This is a genomic window from Pontibacter lucknowensis (genome assembly GCF_900156415.1).
Taxonomy (GTDB): Bacteria; Bacteroidota; Bacteroidia; order Cytophagales; family Hymenobacteraceae; genus Pontibacter; species Pontibacter lucknowensis.
Genome location: NZ_FTNM01000002.1, coordinates 307,620 through 325,636, shown reverse-complemented (window position 1 = coordinate 325,636; position 18,017 = coordinate 307,620). Strand labels below are relative to the sequence as shown.

Below are 18,017 nucleotides of genomic sequence, written 5' to 3'. Positions count from 1 at the left end.
TGTATAGGGCCAGGGGTTCTGACACGATGCCTTCGCCAGGCAACTATAAGCGACAAGCCCCGACGCGCAGGGGCACGTCGGGGCTTGGTAATGTTAGTCGAGTTTAAGTACAGCCAAGAAGGCTTCTTGTGGGATCTCCACGTTGCCAACCTGGCGCATGCGTTTCTTACCCTTCTTCTGTTTCTCGAGGAGCTTGCGCTTACGCGAAATGTCACCGCCGTAGCACTTGGCCAGTACGTTCTTGCGCAGGGCCTTCACTGTTTCGCGGGCGATGATTTTCTGACCAATGGCCGCCTGAATGGCGATCTCAAACATCTGACGTGGCAGCAGTTCACGAAGCTTCTCGCAAAGGCGCTTGCCCCAGTCATAGGCTTTCTCGCGGTGCACGATGGCTGACAAGGCATCCACAGGCTCTCCGTTCAGCATTACGTCCAGCTTTACCATGTTCGACTGACGGAAACCAATCAGTTCGTAGTCCAACGAAGCGTAACCACGGGAAATGGTTTTGAGTTTATCAAAGAAGTCGAACACTATTTCGGCCAGAGGCATCTCAAATGACAGCTCCACCCGGTCGCTGGTGAGGTAAGTCTGGTTCTTCAGGATACCACGCTTCTCCATACACAGCGTAATGATGGGCCCCACATACTCTGCCTTCGAGATAATCTGCGCCTTGATAAAAGGCTCCTCAATGTGGTCGATGTAGTTCGGTTCTGGCATCTCAGAAGGTGCACTTACTTTAAGCAGCTGACCTTTGGTAGTATGCACATGAAACTGCACCGACGGCACGGTTGTGATCACCGTCATGTCGAACTCCCGCTCGAGTCGCTCCTGCACAATCTCCATGTGCAGCATACCCAGGAAGCCGCAACGGAAACCGAATCCAAGAGCCGCCGATGTTTCCGGCTCCCAAACAAGCGAAGCATCATTCAACTGCAGCTTCTCCATGGAGGCACGCAATTCTTCATACTCGCTGGTTTCTACCGGGTAGATACCGGCAAATACCATGGGCTTCACGTCTTCGAAACCCTGTATACCTACAGCAGGACGATCCACGTGTGTGATTGTATCTCCTACCTTTACTTCTTTAGCGTTCTTTATACCTGATATCAGGTAGCCCACGTTACCGGCAGCCATTTCCTTGCGAGGCTCCTGGTTAAGTTTGAGCACGCCAATCTCATCCGCTTCGTAGGTCTTGCCGGTGTTAATGAACTTAACCTTCTCCCCTTTTTTCAAGGTACCGTTGTAGATACGGAAGTACACCTCGATACCTCTGTATGAGTTGAATACGGAGTCAAAGATCAAAGCCTGAAGCGGAGCGGCAGGGTCGCCCTTTGGTGCAGGAACCCGGTCACAGATAGCGTTCAGTATTTCCTCTATACCTATACCTGCTTTACCGGAGGCATGGATAATGTCTTCTCTGTCGCAGCCGATCAGATCGATGATCTGGTCACTAACCTCTTCCGGCATGGCGTGTGGCAGGTCAATCTTGTTCAGCACCGGAATAATTTCCAGGTCAGAACCGATGGCCAGGTAGAGGTTCGAAATAGTCTGGGCCTCTATACCTTGCGAAGAATCCACGATCAGCAGCGCTCCCTCACAGGCAGCAATGGAACGGGACACTTCATAAGAGAAGTCGACGTGACCTGGTGTATCGATCAGGTTCAACACATAGTCCTCTCCTTTATAGTGATAATTCATCTGGATGGCGTGACTCTTAATAGTAATGCCGCGCTCACGCTCCAGGTCCATGTTATCGAGCAGCTGGTTTTGCATTTCACGCTCTGCAACCGTAGAAGTAAATTCCAGCAGGCGGTCAGCCAGCGTGCTTTTACCGTGGTCGATGTGAGCGATGATGCAGAAATTGCGAATGTTCTTCATAAATAGTTCTTACGAAAAACAAAGTTAAGAAGAATGTAGGTTTGTTGCTGTATTCCGGCCTAAATCATTTTATGATTGACCTCTTTACCGGCCCCTCCTTATTATTATGCCAGCACACATGGAATTTAGCATATAAGTTTTATAACTTTAGAATCTTTTTGCAAACCGATAGCAGATATTGTATGCCAGAACAGACTTCCAGCGCCGATAAGATTGCCGCTATGGAGCGTGAGATTCAACTTCTGAAGGAGAAATGTGAGTTCCTGGAGAAGGTCATCCACGAAGTGCCTGCCAACATCTACATCTCCAACCTGGACCTGGGGGTAGTCTGGTGTAACCGCTCCAATGAGGAAAGCCTTGGCTATACCTTGGCTGAGATACTGGAAATGGGTGGCATGAAGTACATAGAGACCATTGTGCACCCGGACGACCAGCAAATCCCTGAAGACAGCATCACCCATTACCAGCAGTTCAATGGGGCTGAATTCGGAGGCTTGTTCCGGGCAAAACACAAGGAGGAAGACCAGTACAAATGGTTTGTAGGCTGGGCCAAGGCTTTCAGCAAAAACCAGCAGGGCGAGGTTAAGGAGGTGGTCTGTGTGGATGTAGACCTGAGCCCTGCCATGAATACGGAATCTCAGTTGGTACAGGCCCTCAAGGAGAAGCTGAAGCAAAAAAGGAGCCGGGTTGTGAGGAGTTTGCGAAAGCGCGAAATTGAGATTCTGGAACTGATCTGCAAGGGGTGCAGTACCAAGGAAATCGCAGAGCAGCTTTTTATCAGCCCGAACACCGTGAGTACCCACCGCAAGAGCATCCAAAAGAAACTCGGTACTACCAATGTGGCTGACCTGGTGTCACTTGGGAAAGAGGCGGGACTAGGCTAAACTACAGCGTTTCCCCATACTTTCACTAGTCCTTTGCCTGCTAAACCACTTCGCTAGAGGCTCGCATAATCGCCCGCTCTTGCCAGCGTATGCCTGCTCCTTAGTATTTTCTTGCTTCTAAGGCTATCCATACCGTATATCCCTGTACGGCTTTGGCGATGGTTGTGCTGTTTCCTGGCTTTTCTGAATCAGGCCCTGCCTGTCAATCCTGCGTAAAAATGACTATATTCGCATCAAATTTGAAAAAAATCCTTGTTAGTAAATTATGCAACTTACTAAAGTAGAACCATATAAGCCGGTGAACCACATCCGGATCGTGACGGCTGCCTCCTTGTTTGACGGGCACGACGCTTCGATCAACATCATGCGCCGCATCATCCAGGCATCTGGCGCCGAGGTGATTCACCTGGGCCACAACCGCTCGGTACAGGAGATCGTGGATTGCGCGGTGCAGGAAGACGCACAGGCCATTGCCATCACCTCCTACCAGGGCGGTCACCTGGAGTATTTCAAATACATGTACGACCTGCTCAACGAGCGCGGCTGCGGCCATATCCGCATCTTCGGCGGTGGCGGCGGGGTGATTCTCCCGACCGAGATCGAAGAACTGCATGAATACGGCATTGCCCGCATCTACTCCCCGGACGACGGTCGCGCCATGGGGCTGCAGGGTATGATCAACGACATGCTGGAGAAGTGCGACTTCCCGACAGGCAAAGACCTGAACGGAGAAGCGAAGCACCTGCGTGACAAAGACCCGAAAGCCATCGCCCGGCTGATCTCGGCTGCTGAGAACTTCCCGGAGGAAGCCCGCAGCATTCTGAACGAAGTAAGAGAGCAGGCCAAAGAAGTGAAAACACCAGTGCTCGGTATAACCGGTACAGGTGGTGCCGGTAAATCATCATTGGTGGACGAACTGGTGCGCCGTTTCCTGCTCGACTTCCCGGAGAAGAAGATCGCTATTATTTCGGTGGACCCATCGAAGCGCAAGACCGGTGGTGCCCTGTTGGGCGACCGTATCCGTATGAACTCGATCTCGAACGAGCGGGTATACATGCGCTCCCTGGCCACACGCCAGAGCAACCTGGCCCTGAGCAAGTATGTGCAGGACGCGGTAGACATCGTGAAAGCGGCCGATTTTGACATGATCATCCTGGAGACTTCAGGTATAGGCCAGTCTGACACGGAGATCATCGAGCACTCGGACATGAGCCTGTATGTGATGACGCCGGAGTACGGTGCCGCCACGCAGCTCGAGAAGATCGATATGCTTGACTTTGCCGACGTGATCGCCCTGAACAAATTTGACAAGCGCGGTGCCCTCGACGCCCTGCGTGACGTGAAGAAACAGTATAAGCGCAACCACCAGTTGTGGGACGTAAGCGACGACGAGATACCGGTGTTCGGCACCATCGCTTCGCAGTTCAACGACCCGGGCATGAACCAGCTCTACCGTGCCGTTATGGCCAAGCTGTCGGAGAAAACAGGCGTTGAGTTCGACTCCAACCTGCAGACCTCTAAAGAAATGTCGGAGAAGGTATACATCATCCCTCCTGCCCGTACGCGTTACCTGTCTGAGATTTCTGAGACTATCCGCAACTACGACAAGTGGACGAAGGATCAGGCCGAAGTAGCGCAGAAGCTTTACGGCATCAAGAAATCAATTGAGGCGGTGCAGGGGATTGAGGTGGAAGACAAGGACCGTTTGATTAAGCAGCTCGAGCAGGCTTATGCCGAGGTAGAGCTGAGCCTGGATGGACAGAACAAGAAGATACTCGAGAACTGGAAAGACAAGGTTCAAGCCTACAAGAACGAGTTCTATGTGTTCAAGGTGCGTGACAAAGAACTAAAGATCAAGACGCATACTGAATCGCTCTCGCACCTGCAAATACCAAAGGTTTCTACTCCGCGCTACGAGGCCTGGGGTGATTTGCTCAAGTGGAACCTGCAGGAGAACGTGCCGGGTGAGTTCCCTTATACAGCGGGTGTTTTCCCGTTCAAGCGCGAAGGCGAAGACCCAACCCGTATGTTTGCGGGCGAAGGCGGACCGGAGCGTACCAACCGTCGCTTCCACTACGTGAGTTTGGGCATGCCAGCAAAGCGCCTCTCCACGGCTTTCGACTCGGTAACGCTTTACGGTGAAGACCCGGACTTCAGACCAGACATCTACGGCAAGATCGGTAACTCCGGCGTGAGCATCTGCTGCCTGGATGATGCCAAGAAACTGTACTCCGGCTTCAACCTGGCCGACCCGATGACCTCGGTTTCGATGACCATCAATGGTCCTGCTGCTATCCTGACCGGCTTCTTCATGAATGCCGCCATCGACCAGCAGTGTGAACTTTATATCAAAGAGAACGGTCTCGAAGAAGAAATCAACCAGAAGATCGACGCCATCTACAAAGAGAAAGGCACGGAGCGTCCACGTTATCAGGGCGAACTGCCAAAGGGCAACGACGGCCTTGGCCTGATGCTATTGGGCGTTACCGGCGACCAGGTGCTACCGGCTGAGGTATACGAGCCGATAAAGGCACGCACTTTGGCTTCTGTACGTGGCACCGTGCAGGCGGATATCCTGAAAGAAGACCAGGCGCAAAATACCTGTATCTTCTCCACGGAATTCTCACTGCGATTGATGGGTGACGTGCAGGCCTACTTCATCGACAAGAACGTACGCAACTTCTACTCGGTGTCTATCTCCGGCTATCACATCGCGGAGGCAGGTGCCAACCCGATTTCCCAGTTGGCCTTCACGTTGGCTAATGGCTTTACGTTTGTGGAATACTATGTGAGCCGCGGTATGGACATCAACAAGTTTGCGCCAAACCTGAGCTTCTTCTTCTCAAACGGTATCGATCCGGAATATGCGGTGATTGGTCGTGTGGCCCGAAGAATCTGGGCGAAGGCGATGAAGCACAAGTATAATGCTGATGCTCGTTCGCAGATGCTGAAGTACCACATCCAGACCTCTGGCCGTTCACTGCACGCGCAGGAGATCGACTTTAACGACATCCGCACCACGCTGCAGGCACTGTATGCAATTTACGACAACTGTAACTCACTGCACACGAACGCTTACGACGAGGCGATCACGACCCCAACAGAAGCATCTGTTCGTCGTGCCATGGCCATCCAGCTGATCATCAACCGTGAGCTGGGTCTGGCCAAGAACGAGAACCCGCTGCAGGGCTCGTTCATTATCGAAGAATTGACTGACCTGGTAGAAGAGGCTGTACTGGCCGAATTTGACCGCATCACGGAACGTGGCGGTGTATTGGGTGCCATGGAGACAATGTACCAGCGCGGTAAGATTCAGGAGGAAAGCCTGTACTACGAGACACTGAAGCACACCGGAGAGTACCCGATCATCGGCGTGAACACCTTCCTTTCTTCCACAGGTTCGCCAACGGTGCTGCCTACAGAAGTAATTCGCGCAACGGAAGACGAAAAGCAATACCAGATCTCGATGCTGCAAAGCTTGCACCAGCGCAATGCCGATAAGTCAGAAGAAATGCTGAAACGCATCCAGCAGGTGGCGATCAACAACGGGAACATCTTTGAGGAGATGATGGAGACCGTGAAGTACTGCTCACTGGGTCAGATTACCAACGCCCTGTTTGAGGTCGGCGGACAGTACCGCAGAAATATGTAAGTTTTGATAAAATATGCCGCCAGCAGGCGGCGTTATTAAAAGCAAAGGCCGGGCAAATGCCCGGCCTTCTTTTTTGTATCTGCTGGCAGTCAGCACCTTGACAACATATTGCAGCTTTGAGAGGTATAAAGCAACATAAATAAATCGCACCATGAAAACCAAAAATAAAAATAAAGACATTGAGGATTTCCCGTTCGTGCTGATTGGCTCGGCACTCGTGTTCCTGGGCCTGGCAGCTTACGTATACCTGAGCACCAGGATCGAGGAAGAAGAGATCGACTTTGACCTTTGGGAAGAAAACATCAGCGATTATGCCTGATAGAGTACAGGTATGAGCACCTTTTTTAAGAAAGCAAAAAGCCAGTTCGCAACCTGCTAAGGTATAGCGAACTGGCTTTTTTTGACTTAATCTTATACCTAAAGCGAGAAGTTACCGGAAGCTTCCGGTTGAAACGTCACCTTTTCAATTTTATAGTTGATCGTGCCTGATGGAACAGGCCACTCTACCTCGTCTCCTTCTTTACAGCCAATAATGGCTGTGCCTACCGGAGCAAGAATGGAAATTTTACGGGTGTTCACGTCGGCATCCTTCGGGTACACCAGCGTAATCTCCATTTCCTTGCCGCTCTTCAAGTCCTTTAATAAAACACTTGAATTCATCGTCACGACTTCTGCTGGAATCTCCTCCGAAGCAACCCGCCTGGCCCGCTTCAGTTCTTCACCGAGCTTAGCAATGTTTGGCTGCATGCCTGCACCCTGTCTTTGCTGCTGCACCAGATCAACCAGGCGCTTGTAATCCTGCTCGGTCAGATAGATTAAGTTATCCATATCAATTAAGTACGTAGTTTTTGCTGATAGAACTGGGGGAAGGCTTCTTCGGAAAATAAATGTCCTTGAAGCTCTTCGTCTGCCCCTGCTCCACACGCCTGAATATTTTATCCGGCGTGATATCCTGCAGGGATGCAAAGCCGCAGGCCTCCATCACTTCGATGGTTGACTTGATGGTATTGCCATGGAAGTTGGCCACACGCACCCGCTTATCTGCTACGTCCAGCCCCTTGTACAGGTTCTTATCCTGTGTGGCTATACCTACCGGGCAGCGGCCGGAGTCACACTGTAAGGCCTGTATACAGCCCAGCGCGAACATCATACCCCTTGCACTGTAGCATATGTCAGCACCCAGCGAAATGGCCTTGATGATGTCCACCCCGGTGATGATCTTACCCGCTGCAATTAGCTTAATCTCGTCACGCAGCCCGTAAAGTTCCAGCATGTGCTGCACGTAGGCCAGGGCATCATAAAGCGGCATTCCCAGGCTATCGGTAAACTCAAGTGGTGCGGCACCTGTACCGCCCTCAGCCCCGTCTATCGTAATAAAGTCCGGGTAGATGCGGTTGTGCTTCATTTCCTGGCAGAGGCGCTCAAACTCCTGCTTGTTACCAATGCACAGCTTGATACCGATCGGTTTTCCGTCTGAGAGTACGCGCAATTTGTCTATGTACAGCAGCATGGTGAACTGGTCACTGAAAGCGGAGTGCGCCGGTGGCGAGGCCACTGTGGTATAGGGTTCCACCTTGCGTATAGCTGCGATCTCCGGTGTATTCTTGGCAGCCGGCAGTATACCTCCGTGCCCTGGCTTGGCTCCCTGAGACAGCTTGATCTCCACCATTTTGATGTGCGGGTGCGCTACCTGCTCTTTGAACAGCTTTTCAGAGAAATTACCGTCTTTGTCGCGGCAGCCAAAGTAGCCCGTACCGATCTGCCAGATCAGGTCGCCGCCCCCTTCTATGTGGAAGGGACTCACGCCACCCTCACCGGTATTGTGGGCAAAGCCACCCAGTTTGGCACCTGCACTCAGGGCAGTTACAGCTGTTTTACTCAGAGAGCCATAGCTCATGGCTGAGATATTGTAAATGCTGGCGCTATAAGGCTGCTTACAGCGGCTGCCTCCTACTGTCACGCGCAGGTCCTTGGCCTGTACGTGCACCGGGAACATGGTATGGGCAATCCACTCGAAGCCCGGCTCCTGGCTATTGGCCTGCATACCGAAAGGCACCGTCTCGCGCACGTTCTTGGCACGCTGGTACACGATGGAGCGCTGGCGTCGGCTGAATGGCTTGCCATCCAGGTCGGACTCAAAGAAGTACTGCCGGAGTTCCGGCCGTATGCTCTCGAAGAAATAGCGCAGATAGCCGACCAGCGGATAGTTGCGCAGAATGGAGTGCCTGCCCTGTCGCACGTTGCGCAGGTATACCAGGTGCAAAGGCACAATGACCAAGAGAAGCCACAGATATGACCGCTCAAAAATCGATAAAAACAAGGTAAACAGATAAGCTGCTATAAAGACGTATCCAAGGGATTGCCTCACACTGACCTTACTTGCCATGTCGTAAAATCTTAGAAAATGAATAAGATGAAAGAAAATTGCTTAACCAGAAATCTGTAATTGCCAGTTATGTTGCGGGGCGCCAGAGCGTAAGCTCCGGCTTACTTGTTAAAGGCCTTAGGAGAGGAAAAAAAGTTAAGGCAATAGCCATTCAGTTCATCACACATTACCACATGATGAGAAGCTGCTACCAGACCTGAAGCAGGTATGGTAAGCCAGAAAGAAGGATATTTGCCGGTTGGCCTCATGTCTTTTCGTTTGACAGTGCAAAGTTAATTGAAAGAAAAGAAGAAAACCTAAAAATCATACGCTAATAAGTGGCAGGCTGTTTTTTTCAGCTCCAATAAAGGGGGGATACGCCTACTTCATGCTTTTGTACTAAAATACAGTGCATGAGGGTGAAAGATGCACAACCTAAATCACTATATAGCGTTAAAAAATTCAAGTTTAACTCTTCAGGCTATATATCATGATGCGCTTTACGACAATATCCTCTCTCCTGCTCATCGGCACCACATTTGGCTACCTTATGAAAAGCTGGATGTCGCCCGAGCAGCTCCAAATGGACCTCCACGAAGAAGACATACACTTGTATCTCTAAGCTTGCGACTGTTGTTTAGATTAGGAGGAAGCAGGCGCCAGGCCTGCTTCTTCTCTTGAATGCATTCCTTTTAGGTTAATCCCCCCTTTAGCCGTACCTTTATCACCGAAAATCAATCCTATCATCTATACCATTATACATGACACAAAAGGAAAAAATAAGCTACATCATCGGCCGCGACATGGCAGCCAACCTCAAAAAACAGGGAATTGACATCGAAGCGGATGCTTTTGTAAAAGGCCTGAAAGAGGTGATTGCCGGTGAGCCATCTTCCCTGTCGCAGCAGGAGATCCAGATGGCCATGATGGCGCTACAGCAGGAGATGCAGGAAAAGCAGGGTGCCAAAGGCGGTGAAAACCAGAAAGCCGGTGAAGCATTTTTAGCGGAAAATAAAAACAAGGAGGGTGTTAAAACACTGCCAAGCGGACTACAGTACCAGGTGCTTGAGGAAGGCACAGGCAAGTCGCCGGCAGCCTCTGACAAAGTAACGACTCACTACCACGGCACTCTGATCGACGGTACGGTGTTCGACTCAAGCTACGAGCGCGGTCAGCCAGCCACCTTCCCGGTTAATGGTGTGATCGCCGGCTGGACAGAAGCCCTTCAGTTGATGAAGGAAGGTGCTAAATGGAGACTGTTCATTCCGTCGAACCTGGCTTATGGCTCACAGGGCGCCGGTGACGTGATCGGGCCAAATACTACACTGATCTTTGATGTGGAACTGATCTCAGTTCACTAATTTATACAAGCGTAATAAATAAAGAGGTCCGGCCAGGTGATAATCACACCAGCCGGACCTCTTTATGTTCGGAGAGCGCTGTACCTAAGCCATCTTCAGGTCAGTTTCAGCCATCTCATGCAGCCAGCGGCGGCTTTCTTCCTGATACAGAAAATGATGGATGATCATAAAGTTGTCTCCGTCCATCAGTTCATCCCCATCTATTTCATTTACCAGACTATTGTAAGCGAATACGGGCATAACAACCGCCACAAACACATTCTTGTTTACAGCACGCAGCACTTCCGGAAAAACATACTTAAACACCCACTGCTGGTCTTCTTTCTCAATAGCAACCCTACTCTGCAGGTTTAGTATCCATTTCTGCGGCTTGTACATAAACACCATGTCCATGATGTGCGCATAACCCTGTCGTAGCTCGTTGGAGCTTACTTCCCCGTCCCACTTAATATAGAGTGTTTCTTCCTCATGCACGTATTTCAGCCTCAACTGCTCCTGCAGCACACTGCGATGCTGATCCCTTACCGAGAAATGTCTGCCAAAAGCATGGGCACCCATCAAATTGTCTGTGTACATGGTACGTATCAGTTTATGCGGCTTATAGCCATCAGGTAGAAGATATTTAAACTAAACATAGTCAGCCAAAGAAGAGCGACTTGGATTTTGTATAAACAAAGATGTAATATTTATATATTAATAACAAGAAATAGTTAAATATTTTATTGGTTTCATATAGTTAACAAACTTAACTGGCTTACTGACAAGTTTCTAAGCTGCTAAATATTTTTTCTTTAACTTAAGTCAGTTTCCGAAACAAAAGCCCTTAAGCAAACAATTTACCCCGGCAGACGTTCTAAACTCATTTAATGCATTCACCAAAAAAAGATATACTCCTATGGCAAACACCCAAAATGAAGGCAAAAAATTTCTGGAAAGCGTGCACCAGTTCTTTGATCACGCGGCCAGTTATTCAAAGCTTGACCCTGGTATTCTGGCACAGATCAAGACCTGCAACAGTGTATATAAAGTGTCTTTTCCGGTTGAGATCGATGGCCGTGTAGAAGTGATCGAAGGCATCAGAGTGCAGCATAGCCACCACAAACTTCCGTCTAAAGGGGGTATCCGATTCAGCATGCAGGTAGATGAGGATGAGGTGAAGGCACTTGCAACGCTGATGACCTTTAAATGCGCGGTGGTGGATGTGCCTTTTGGGGGTGCTAAGGGTGGTGTAAAGATCAATCCACGCACCAGTTCTGTCAAAACACTCGAAAAAGTAACGCGCCGTTACGCAGCTGAACTTATCAAGAAAAACCTGATTGGGCCAGGTATGGACGTACCAGCCCCCGACTACGGCACGGGCAGCCGCGAAATGGCCTGGATTGCCGACACGTATCAGGCACTCAAATATGGCGAAACCAATGCGCTGGGTTGTGTAACGGGCAAGCCTGTGGGCCAGGGCGGTATCCGGGGCCGGGCAGAAGCTACTGGTCTGGGGGTATTCTATGGCATACGCGAAGCCCTGGGTGACACAGAGTACATGAAAAAGGCAGGTATAGAAGGCACTACCATGGAGGGCAAGCGTGTTATTGTACAGGGATTGGGTAACGTAGGCTATAATGCCGCCCACTTCTGTCAGCAGGACGGCGCCATCATCATAGGAATAGCGGAACGCGAAGGCGGTATCTACAACTCCAATGGCATAGATGTGGCGGAGGCTTTCAAGCATCGCAGTGAAACAGGCTCTATCCTGGATTTCGGGCAGTGCAAGAACTTTGAGAATTCAGTGGAACTGCTGGAAGAAGAGTGTGACATCCTGATTCCAGCCGCCCTGGAAAACCAGATACATGCCGGCAACGCAGCCCGCATCAAAGCGAAAATAGTTGCGGAAGGTGCCAATGGCCCTGTCACCCGTGATGCTGAAAAGATTTTGCTCGAGAAAGGAATCATCATTATACCTGACCTCTACATCAACGCAGGCGGTGTGACCGTATCCTACTTTGAGTGGCTCAAAAACCTATCGAATGTACGATTCGGACGTATGGGCAAGCGTGCCGAGGAAGCCAGCCATAGACGCCTCGTCAATGCGATTGAGAGCGCTTCCGGTAAAAGCCTGACTACCCATGAGCGTACTATGCTAATACAGGGTTCTGACGAAATCAGCCTGGTGCGCTCCGGTCTGGAGGACACCATGATCAACGCTTATCACGAGATCAGAGGCGTCATGAACAAAAAGGATATACATGATATGCGCGCAGCTGCTTTCCTGACTGCCATCGAAAAGATCGGGGTGAGTTATGAAGCGCTTGGCATTTTCCCTTGATGGGTAAAAGAACTAACTGGAAAGGTCAGGATTTTGCTACCATGGCAAGGTCCTGACCTTTTTGCATGTATAGTAGCCAGTCCATTGCCTCAGCCTTGTCAGTGAAATAGTTAAAGTGAATAAAGTCATGCACCGGTAACAGTTGGGAGGCAATGTAGTTGTTGACAAGCGCCTTAAAGTGGCCTTCGGAAAAGATAACTGCTGCGTAAATATCCACCCCGATAATGTCCGATACCTGTGGGTAATACTCGCGGCTTAGCCAGATCTCCTGCTCTGCATCAAAAGGACCAATGCGTGATATGTCTGTACTGTAATAGCAGATCTTAGGGTTGGTTTTCACAAACTGCAGCACCTGCCAGTATAAGTTTCTGAACTGATCTGTATCTGGCTTCAATTTCCAGCTAATGGATAGCACATCTGCTTCCTTCAGATAGGTAACAAGAGCATAGGACGAATCACTGATGACCATATGGCAAACCGCTTGGTTTCTGGTGTTTGTATTCGAAATATAGTATAAATTTTATTTTTGCGCAAATCCTGACTGGCAAAAGTTAAAAAACCAATCCAATTGAATACCAGACTTCTGAATAGAAAACAGTCCAATACCAGACACCTATTGTTTAAGATCAAATTATTGTAAACTTATCACAATTGTAGTGTACAAGCGATTAGATAATCAGTATAAGCTGCCGATTGAACAAAGCAAAAGGCCGGCTCTTTCATCAAGAGCCGGCCTTTTGCTTTGTTTAAACAGTCGCTATTGCAGCTTCAGCCATTTCGTATAGATCTTCTGTTGCACTGCGGTTGGTTTTTCTACACGTTCAAAACGGTAGCGTACACTCTTATCTGCCACAATCGGAATCTGCAACTCCAGCAGCTTACCGTCGCGCACAACAGTTACCGATACTTTGTCACCGATCGTACGGCCGCTGATCAGGGGAGAAATGTCGCTTTCGACTCTGTAGCCGTCAATAGCAATGAGCTCGTCATTCACGTTCAGGCCTCCCTCCCAGGTACTACTGCCACGTGCCACGGTTTTCACGATGGTACGGCCATTCTCCACTACCGTGCCAGCTCCCCAGTTCAGGTTGAGCACACCCTCGTTCTGGTCAACGAGCCTTAGCCCGGCTGCTTCGAAAAAGCGGTTATAGTCCGGCGTCTCGGTGCCGTGCACGTAGCTCCGGAAGAAATCGTCCAGCTTGCGACCGGCGAAACGCTCCAGCGCCTCCTTGAACTCCTGCTCCGTAAAGCCACGGTTCAGCTTCTTGTAGTAACGGTCATACATGTAGCGCATCACGTCATCCAGGCTTTTGTCGCCTTTGGTGTTCTTCATGATCTCCATGTTCAGCAGGTGCCCGAGTACGCCGCCTTTGGTATAATAGGATACTTCGGCATTGTTTGTGTTCTCGTTGCGGCGGTAGTACTTGATCCAGGCATCGAAGCTGGACTCGGCTACCGTCTGCACCTGGTTGCCTGGCGTGTTCTCTACTGAGTTGATGCTGCCTGCCACTACATCCAGGTAGCGCTCTGTGCGCATCAGACCGGCTCGCTGGGTGATCAGGTCATCGTAATAGCTCGTGATGCCCTCCGATACCCACAGCAGGCGGGTATAGTTTTCCTTGTCATAATCAAAGGGACCAAGTGGGGCCGGACGCAGGCGCTTCACGTTCCAAAGGTGGAAGTACTCATGCGCTACCAACGCCATAAAACCGGTATAGCCCTGCTCGGTGCCATAGTTCCAGCGGCTTGTCTGCAAGGTAGTCGAGTTCAGGTGCTCCAGTCCGCCGCCGCCGCGGTGCAGGTTGTGCACAATGAACACATAGCGGTCAACAGGCAGCTCGCCCATCAGACTGATGCATTCTTCCACTACCTTTTTCATGTCGGCCAATAGGCGCTCTGGCTGGTAATTGCCCTCCCCGTACATGGCTACTTCGTGCGGCACGCCACCTGCTTCGAATCGGAGCACTTCGTGGTTGCCAATCTCCAGAGGAGAGTCGGCCAGGATGTTGTAGTCAGGGAAGGTATAAGTAAAGTTGCCTGTGCTATTGAGGCCGGTAGACACCGTCTTCCAGTCCTTGAAAGGTTGCACCACCAATGTACCCTGCTGCTTCTGATGACCTTCCGGATACATAAATATACTTGTACCGTTCACATAGCCATGAGAGGCATCCAGGAAGCTGGTGCGCACGCTCATCTCGTAGGCGTATACCTTGTAGCGCACACGCACGGCCTCGGTTTTATTGCTGTATACACGCCAGGTGTTTTTGTCTACCTTCTCGTGGCGCAGCGCTTTGCCCGATTTGTCGGTGGCATTGAAGCCCTCCACATTTTTGGCGAACTCACGCACCAGATACGAGCCAGGAGCCCATACGGGCATTTTATAGTCAATATAGTTTTGCCGGGCACCGCTCAGCTCCACCTCTACCTCAAAATAGTGGGTATGTGGCTCAGACATCGACAAGGTATAGCGCAGGTCAGCAGCCAATGTCGACAGTGTGGTCAGGAAAAAGAAACAGAAGGATAAGAAAAGGTAAAGAACAGGTTGTTTAGGATGAAACATGCGGAATAGATGGGTTGATGATTTAAAAGCTTTCCGGCATTTTACGACAAAAAGCCTGCTTTTCAAAATCCGCAAGGTTCAGGTATAGCGTAATACTGGTGCTCATGCACACTCTGACTGGCGGTGATCCAGCCAGTTGATCGCATCCTGTATGTCACAAAAGGTATTTATGATGATAAAGGAATTATAGCTCTTCAGCCCCAGCAGCCCGGATTCTTTAATCATATCATGGTAGCAATTTTCGTCTACTACCAGCGCTACATGATTTCCCGTACCCAGGTGCATCATAATCTGGGGAAAAAGCTGCACCTGTAGCCAGGTTTCCTCCTCCTCACTGAGCTTACCGATGTTGCGCAGATCGAACAGCCACTGCTTCACATGATGCTTCATGGCAAATCGAAAGGCCTCAAGCAACCCTTCTCTGAACTCTTCTGCCTGCATTGTCCGGTTGTACTGTACCATCAACCGATCTTCCACATAATCTACTGTACAGGTGTCCGACTTAAACAATTCCATCCTATCAAGTTTTAAATCATCTGCAAAATTATAAAATTTATGCTAAAATATAGCTTTATTATACCATATTAATTTGATTATGCTGATAATTTATATGAACAGACATAATACTCTGACGAATGGCCCTGAAAAGCCTGTTAAAAATGTCAGGATTAAGTTTTCTGGGTGTAGCAAATCAGAGGTTTTCTGAATTAGATGGCTGATAGCAGACAGGCTGGCACGATATTTCCATAGTTATTGTTACTAAACCTAAACCCTATCGCTATGAAAAAGATGATTGCCTTAATGCTTGCCCCTGTCGTACTGCTGTTGATATTATTATCTGCGGGTACCGATCAGGCAGCCTCTCCTGCACAGGAAACAACTTCGGTGCGCTTTGCCAGCCTGAAAACAGATAAAACAGAACCTACAGCCCAATCGGCTAACTCAGAAAATCGGGATGCAGTGACAAAGTCCGATCCTGATGACGCTGACCGGGCCTGGGTAGATGCCAGTGGCACCATTGTCACGGACTCCCTGATTGCTTATGCCCTGACATTGATGGGAACGCCTTATGTGTATGGCGGTACGAGCAACAATGGTTTTGACTGCTCTGGTTTTACTTCGCATGTATACCAGGAATTCGGAGTGCCGGTAACACGCTCTTCTACCACACAGTCGGAGGATGGTATACCTGTCACGCGTGACGAGGCCCGACCGGGTGATTTGGTTGTATTTACGGGTACAAACCCGCAGGTACGTGAGCCCGGCCATGTGGGCATCGTGATTTCTGAGCCCGGCGATACAATCAGTTTTGTGCATTCCTCCTCTAATGGTGGCGTAAAGATAAGCCAGGTAGAAGGTACCGGTTATGACAGACGCTTTTTGGGGATCAGGCGTGTGCTGTAAGGCATAGGTCAAACATAAATTACCTGTAATTACGTAAGATACACTATATAGCCCGACTGGCATTAGCCGGCCGGGCAAATTTCATCTAAAAAGAAATGAATATGGTGCATCCCTACATAGCCAACTCCATCAACGCCCTGGTACTGATCCTGGCCGGACTGGCAGTATACTTTCTTTCACCTTCCCGACCGCTGCTGGCCCTGATGGCACCGGTGTTCGGTATCCTGCTGCTGGCCACTACCTATCATTTAAAGCGTCACAACCGTTTTGTATTTCATACCGTTTCGGCACTCACGCTGCTGGCAGGCTTTCTGCTCATCCTCCGCATCGACCCAGACAATTTCGTGTGGGACAGCAAGCACGTGTTGATCCTGCTAATGGGTATCAGCTGCTTTTTAGCGGTACTGTCTTATGTGGCTTCTTTTTTAAGGGAACGTCGGTTGCGCGACAACACGATCTACAAGGACGATCTGTAGGGAAGATAAGCTGTAGGTTTTGGTTTCCTGCTTACAGGCATACCTTAGGTATAGAAAAAGAAAAAGCGCCTGGTGTAGCCCGTCAAGTTACACCAAGCGCTTTAAGAATCCTTCAAATCTTAACAAGCGGCGCCCTGTTTTGCAGCAGCACCATCACTCAAGACCAAAGGTAATATTTACTGCGCAAGCAGTAGATACTCACTGCTTACTAAGCCAGCTCACCATTAAGATGAACACTATTACCAAGGCTTACTAAGACGACTGATGGATTAGACATAGCACCTCCTTTCTCTTTAGTCCGACATAAACCGTGCGCCGCTGCTCGTGGCAGTCATACGCAAGGCCGCAGCACTCGCCGCTTAACTGTTAGTATAAAGTTAAAATAACGCTGATAAGTTCACAAGGTTCAGCACTTATTTTATCACATTTTCTTTCCGGCGCATGCACACTGGCCTGTTAGTTGCATACTATATTTTTAAGTCACTCAGAATGAACCCGGTGCAAAAAAAGACTGGCTGCGACCAGGTATAGGAATATTTAACACTTGTTATCACTTTACCTTCAAATAAACGAAAGCTGCGTTGCCTTTCGTAAAAAAATCGACCAGTATCGCCTTTTAGTTGAAAAATGAATTATTTTGTCTATATTTCGTTACTAATCTTATCAAACAAAACCCAAATCATGAAAAAACACCTGCTAACCCTTGTAGCCCTTATGCTCTTCTCCACTGTAGCGTGGGCGCAGAAACTTTCTCCTGTTGGCATCTGGACCAATGAAGAAGGCAAAGCTCGCTTTGAGATTTACCAGTCAGGCGATAAACTGTATGGTAAGATCGTGCAACTGAAAGAGCCGCTTAGAAATGGCAAACCGAAACTGGATGATAACAATCCGGACAAAAAAATGCGCAACCGCCCACTGCAAGGCATGGTGTTCATGAAAGACTTCAAGTATGATGGCGATAACAAATGGGATGATGGTACGATCTATGACCCGGAGAGCGGCAAAACGTACTCTTGCTACATGAAAATGAAAGGCAAAGATAAAATGGAAGTAAAAGGCTATATCGGTATTTCACTCATTGGTAGGACACAGAACTGGACTCGCGTAGAGTAATCGT

General features: G+C 49.5%; 15 protein-coding genes. 8 read left to right on the top strand and 7 right to left on the bottom strand.

The window, feature by feature from the left end; translation table 11 throughout:
• Positions 1-93: 93 nt before the first annotated feature.
• Positions 94-1,878, bottom strand: coding sequence for a translation elongation factor 4 (gene lepA, locus BW972_RS07605; RefSeq protein ID WP_076421675.1), 1,785 nt, complete (start codon positions 1,876-1,878; stop codon positions 94-96).
• 182 nt (positions 1,879-2,060) lie between these two features.
• On the opposite strand from lepA, the gene BW972_RS07600 reads away from it, so the two are divergent.
• The 3 genes from BW972_RS07600 to BW972_RS19875 all read left to right on the top strand — a co-directional run bounded on the left by BW972_RS07600 (position 2,061) and on the right by BW972_RS19875 (position 6,733).
• Positions 2,061-2,762, top strand: coding sequence for a LuxR C-terminal-related transcriptional regulator (locus BW972_RS07600; RefSeq protein WP_007660551.1), 702 nt, complete (start codon positions 2,061-2,063; stop codon positions 2,760-2,762).
• Positions 2,763-3,027: 265 nt separating this feature from the next.
• The gene (locus BW972_RS07595; protein ID WP_076421674.1) at positions 3,028-6,414 is read left to right on the top strand and encodes a methylmalonyl-CoA mutase family protein; all 3,387 of its coding nucleotides are present in this window, start codon (positions 3,028-3,030) and stop codon (positions 6,412-6,414) included.
• 151 nt (positions 6,415-6,565) lie between these two features.
• A complete protein-coding gene (locus BW972_RS19875; protein ID WP_155801027.1) occupies positions 6,566-6,733 on the top strand; it encodes a hypothetical protein in 168 nt (55 codons plus the stop codon).
• 98 nt (positions 6,734-6,831) lie between these two features.
• Here BW972_RS19875 and rnk read toward each other — a convergent pair whose 3' ends face one another.
• Positions 6,832-7,242 carry a nucleoside diphosphate kinase regulator gene (gene rnk, locus BW972_RS07590; protein WP_007660557.1) on the bottom strand — a complete coding sequence of 137 codons (411 nt, stop codon included), beginning with the start codon at positions 7,240-7,242 and terminating at the stop codon, positions 6,832-6,834.
• A gap of 1 nt (position 7,243) precedes the next feature.
• Positions 7,244-8,734: an FMN-binding glutamate synthase family protein gene (locus BW972_RS07585; RefSeq protein ID WP_143731953.1), complete on the bottom strand. Its 1,491-nt coding sequence runs from the start codon at positions 8,732-8,734 to the stop codon at positions 7,244-7,246.
• An 806-nt stretch (positions 8,735-9,540) separates the two neighbouring features.
• Here BW972_RS07585 and BW972_RS07580 point away from each other — a divergent pair.
• A complete protein-coding gene (locus tag BW972_RS07580) occupies positions 9,541-10,140 on the top strand; it encodes a BamJ family beta-barrel-assembly machinery protein (protein ID WP_007660563.1) in 600 nt (199 codons plus the stop codon).
• Positions 10,141-10,224: 84 nt separating this feature from the next.
• Here BW972_RS07580 and BW972_RS07575 read toward each other — a convergent pair whose 3' ends face one another.
• On the bottom strand, positions 10,225-10,716 hold the full coding sequence (locus BW972_RS07575) for a hypothetical protein (protein WP_076421672.1): 492 nt from the start codon (positions 10,714-10,716) through the stop codon (positions 10,225-10,227).
• A 319-nt stretch (positions 10,717-11,035) separates the two neighbouring features.
• On the opposite strand from BW972_RS07575, the gene BW972_RS07570 reads away from it, so the two are divergent.
• A complete protein-coding gene (locus tag BW972_RS07570; RefSeq protein ID WP_076421671.1) occupies positions 11,036-12,460 on the top strand; it encodes a Glu/Leu/Phe/Val family dehydrogenase in 1,425 nt (474 codons plus the stop codon).
• A 25-nt stretch (positions 12,461-12,485) separates the two neighbouring features.
• Here the strand turns inward: BW972_RS07570 and BW972_RS07565 are convergent, their stop codons facing one another.
• The 3 genes from BW972_RS07565 to BW972_RS07555 form a co-directional block, all read right to left on the bottom strand.
• Positions 12,486-12,929, bottom strand: coding sequence for a hypothetical protein (locus tag BW972_RS07565; protein ID WP_076421670.1), 444 nt, complete (start codon positions 12,927-12,929; stop codon positions 12,486-12,488).
• A 288-nt stretch (positions 12,930-13,217) separates the two neighbouring features.
• Positions 13,218-15,020 (bottom strand): M61 family metallopeptidase, encoded by a 1,803-nt coding sequence (locus BW972_RS07560; protein WP_076421669.1) that lies wholly within the window; start codon positions 15,018-15,020, stop codon positions 13,218-13,220.
• Positions 15,021-15,122: 102 nt separating this feature from the next.
• Entirely contained in the window at positions 15,123-15,536 is a 414-nt protein-coding gene (locus BW972_RS07555) for a hypothetical protein (RefSeq protein WP_007652683.1), read from the bottom strand.
• A gap of 264 nt (positions 15,537-15,800) precedes the next feature.
• Here BW972_RS07555 and BW972_RS07550 point away from each other — a divergent pair, with 264 nt between their 5' ends.
• The 3 genes from BW972_RS07550 to BW972_RS07540 all read left to right on the top strand — a co-directional run bounded on the left by BW972_RS07550 (position 15,801) and on the right by BW972_RS07540 (position 18,013).
• The gene (locus BW972_RS07550) at positions 15,801-16,424 is read left to right on the top strand and encodes a C40 family peptidase (RefSeq protein WP_076421668.1); all 624 of its coding nucleotides are present in this window, start codon (positions 15,801-15,803) and stop codon (positions 16,422-16,424) included.
• 101 nt (positions 16,425-16,525) lie between these two features.
• Positions 16,526-16,900 (top strand): hypothetical protein, encoded by a 375-nt coding sequence (locus tag BW972_RS07545; protein WP_143731951.1) that lies wholly within the window; start codon positions 16,526-16,528, stop codon positions 16,898-16,900.
• 681 nt (positions 16,901-17,581) lie between these two features.
• Positions 17,582-18,013, top strand: coding sequence for a DUF2147 domain-containing protein (locus BW972_RS07540; RefSeq protein ID WP_076421667.1), 432 nt, complete (start codon positions 17,582-17,584; stop codon positions 18,011-18,013).
• The last annotated feature ends 4 nt before the right edge of the window (positions 18,014-18,017 follow it).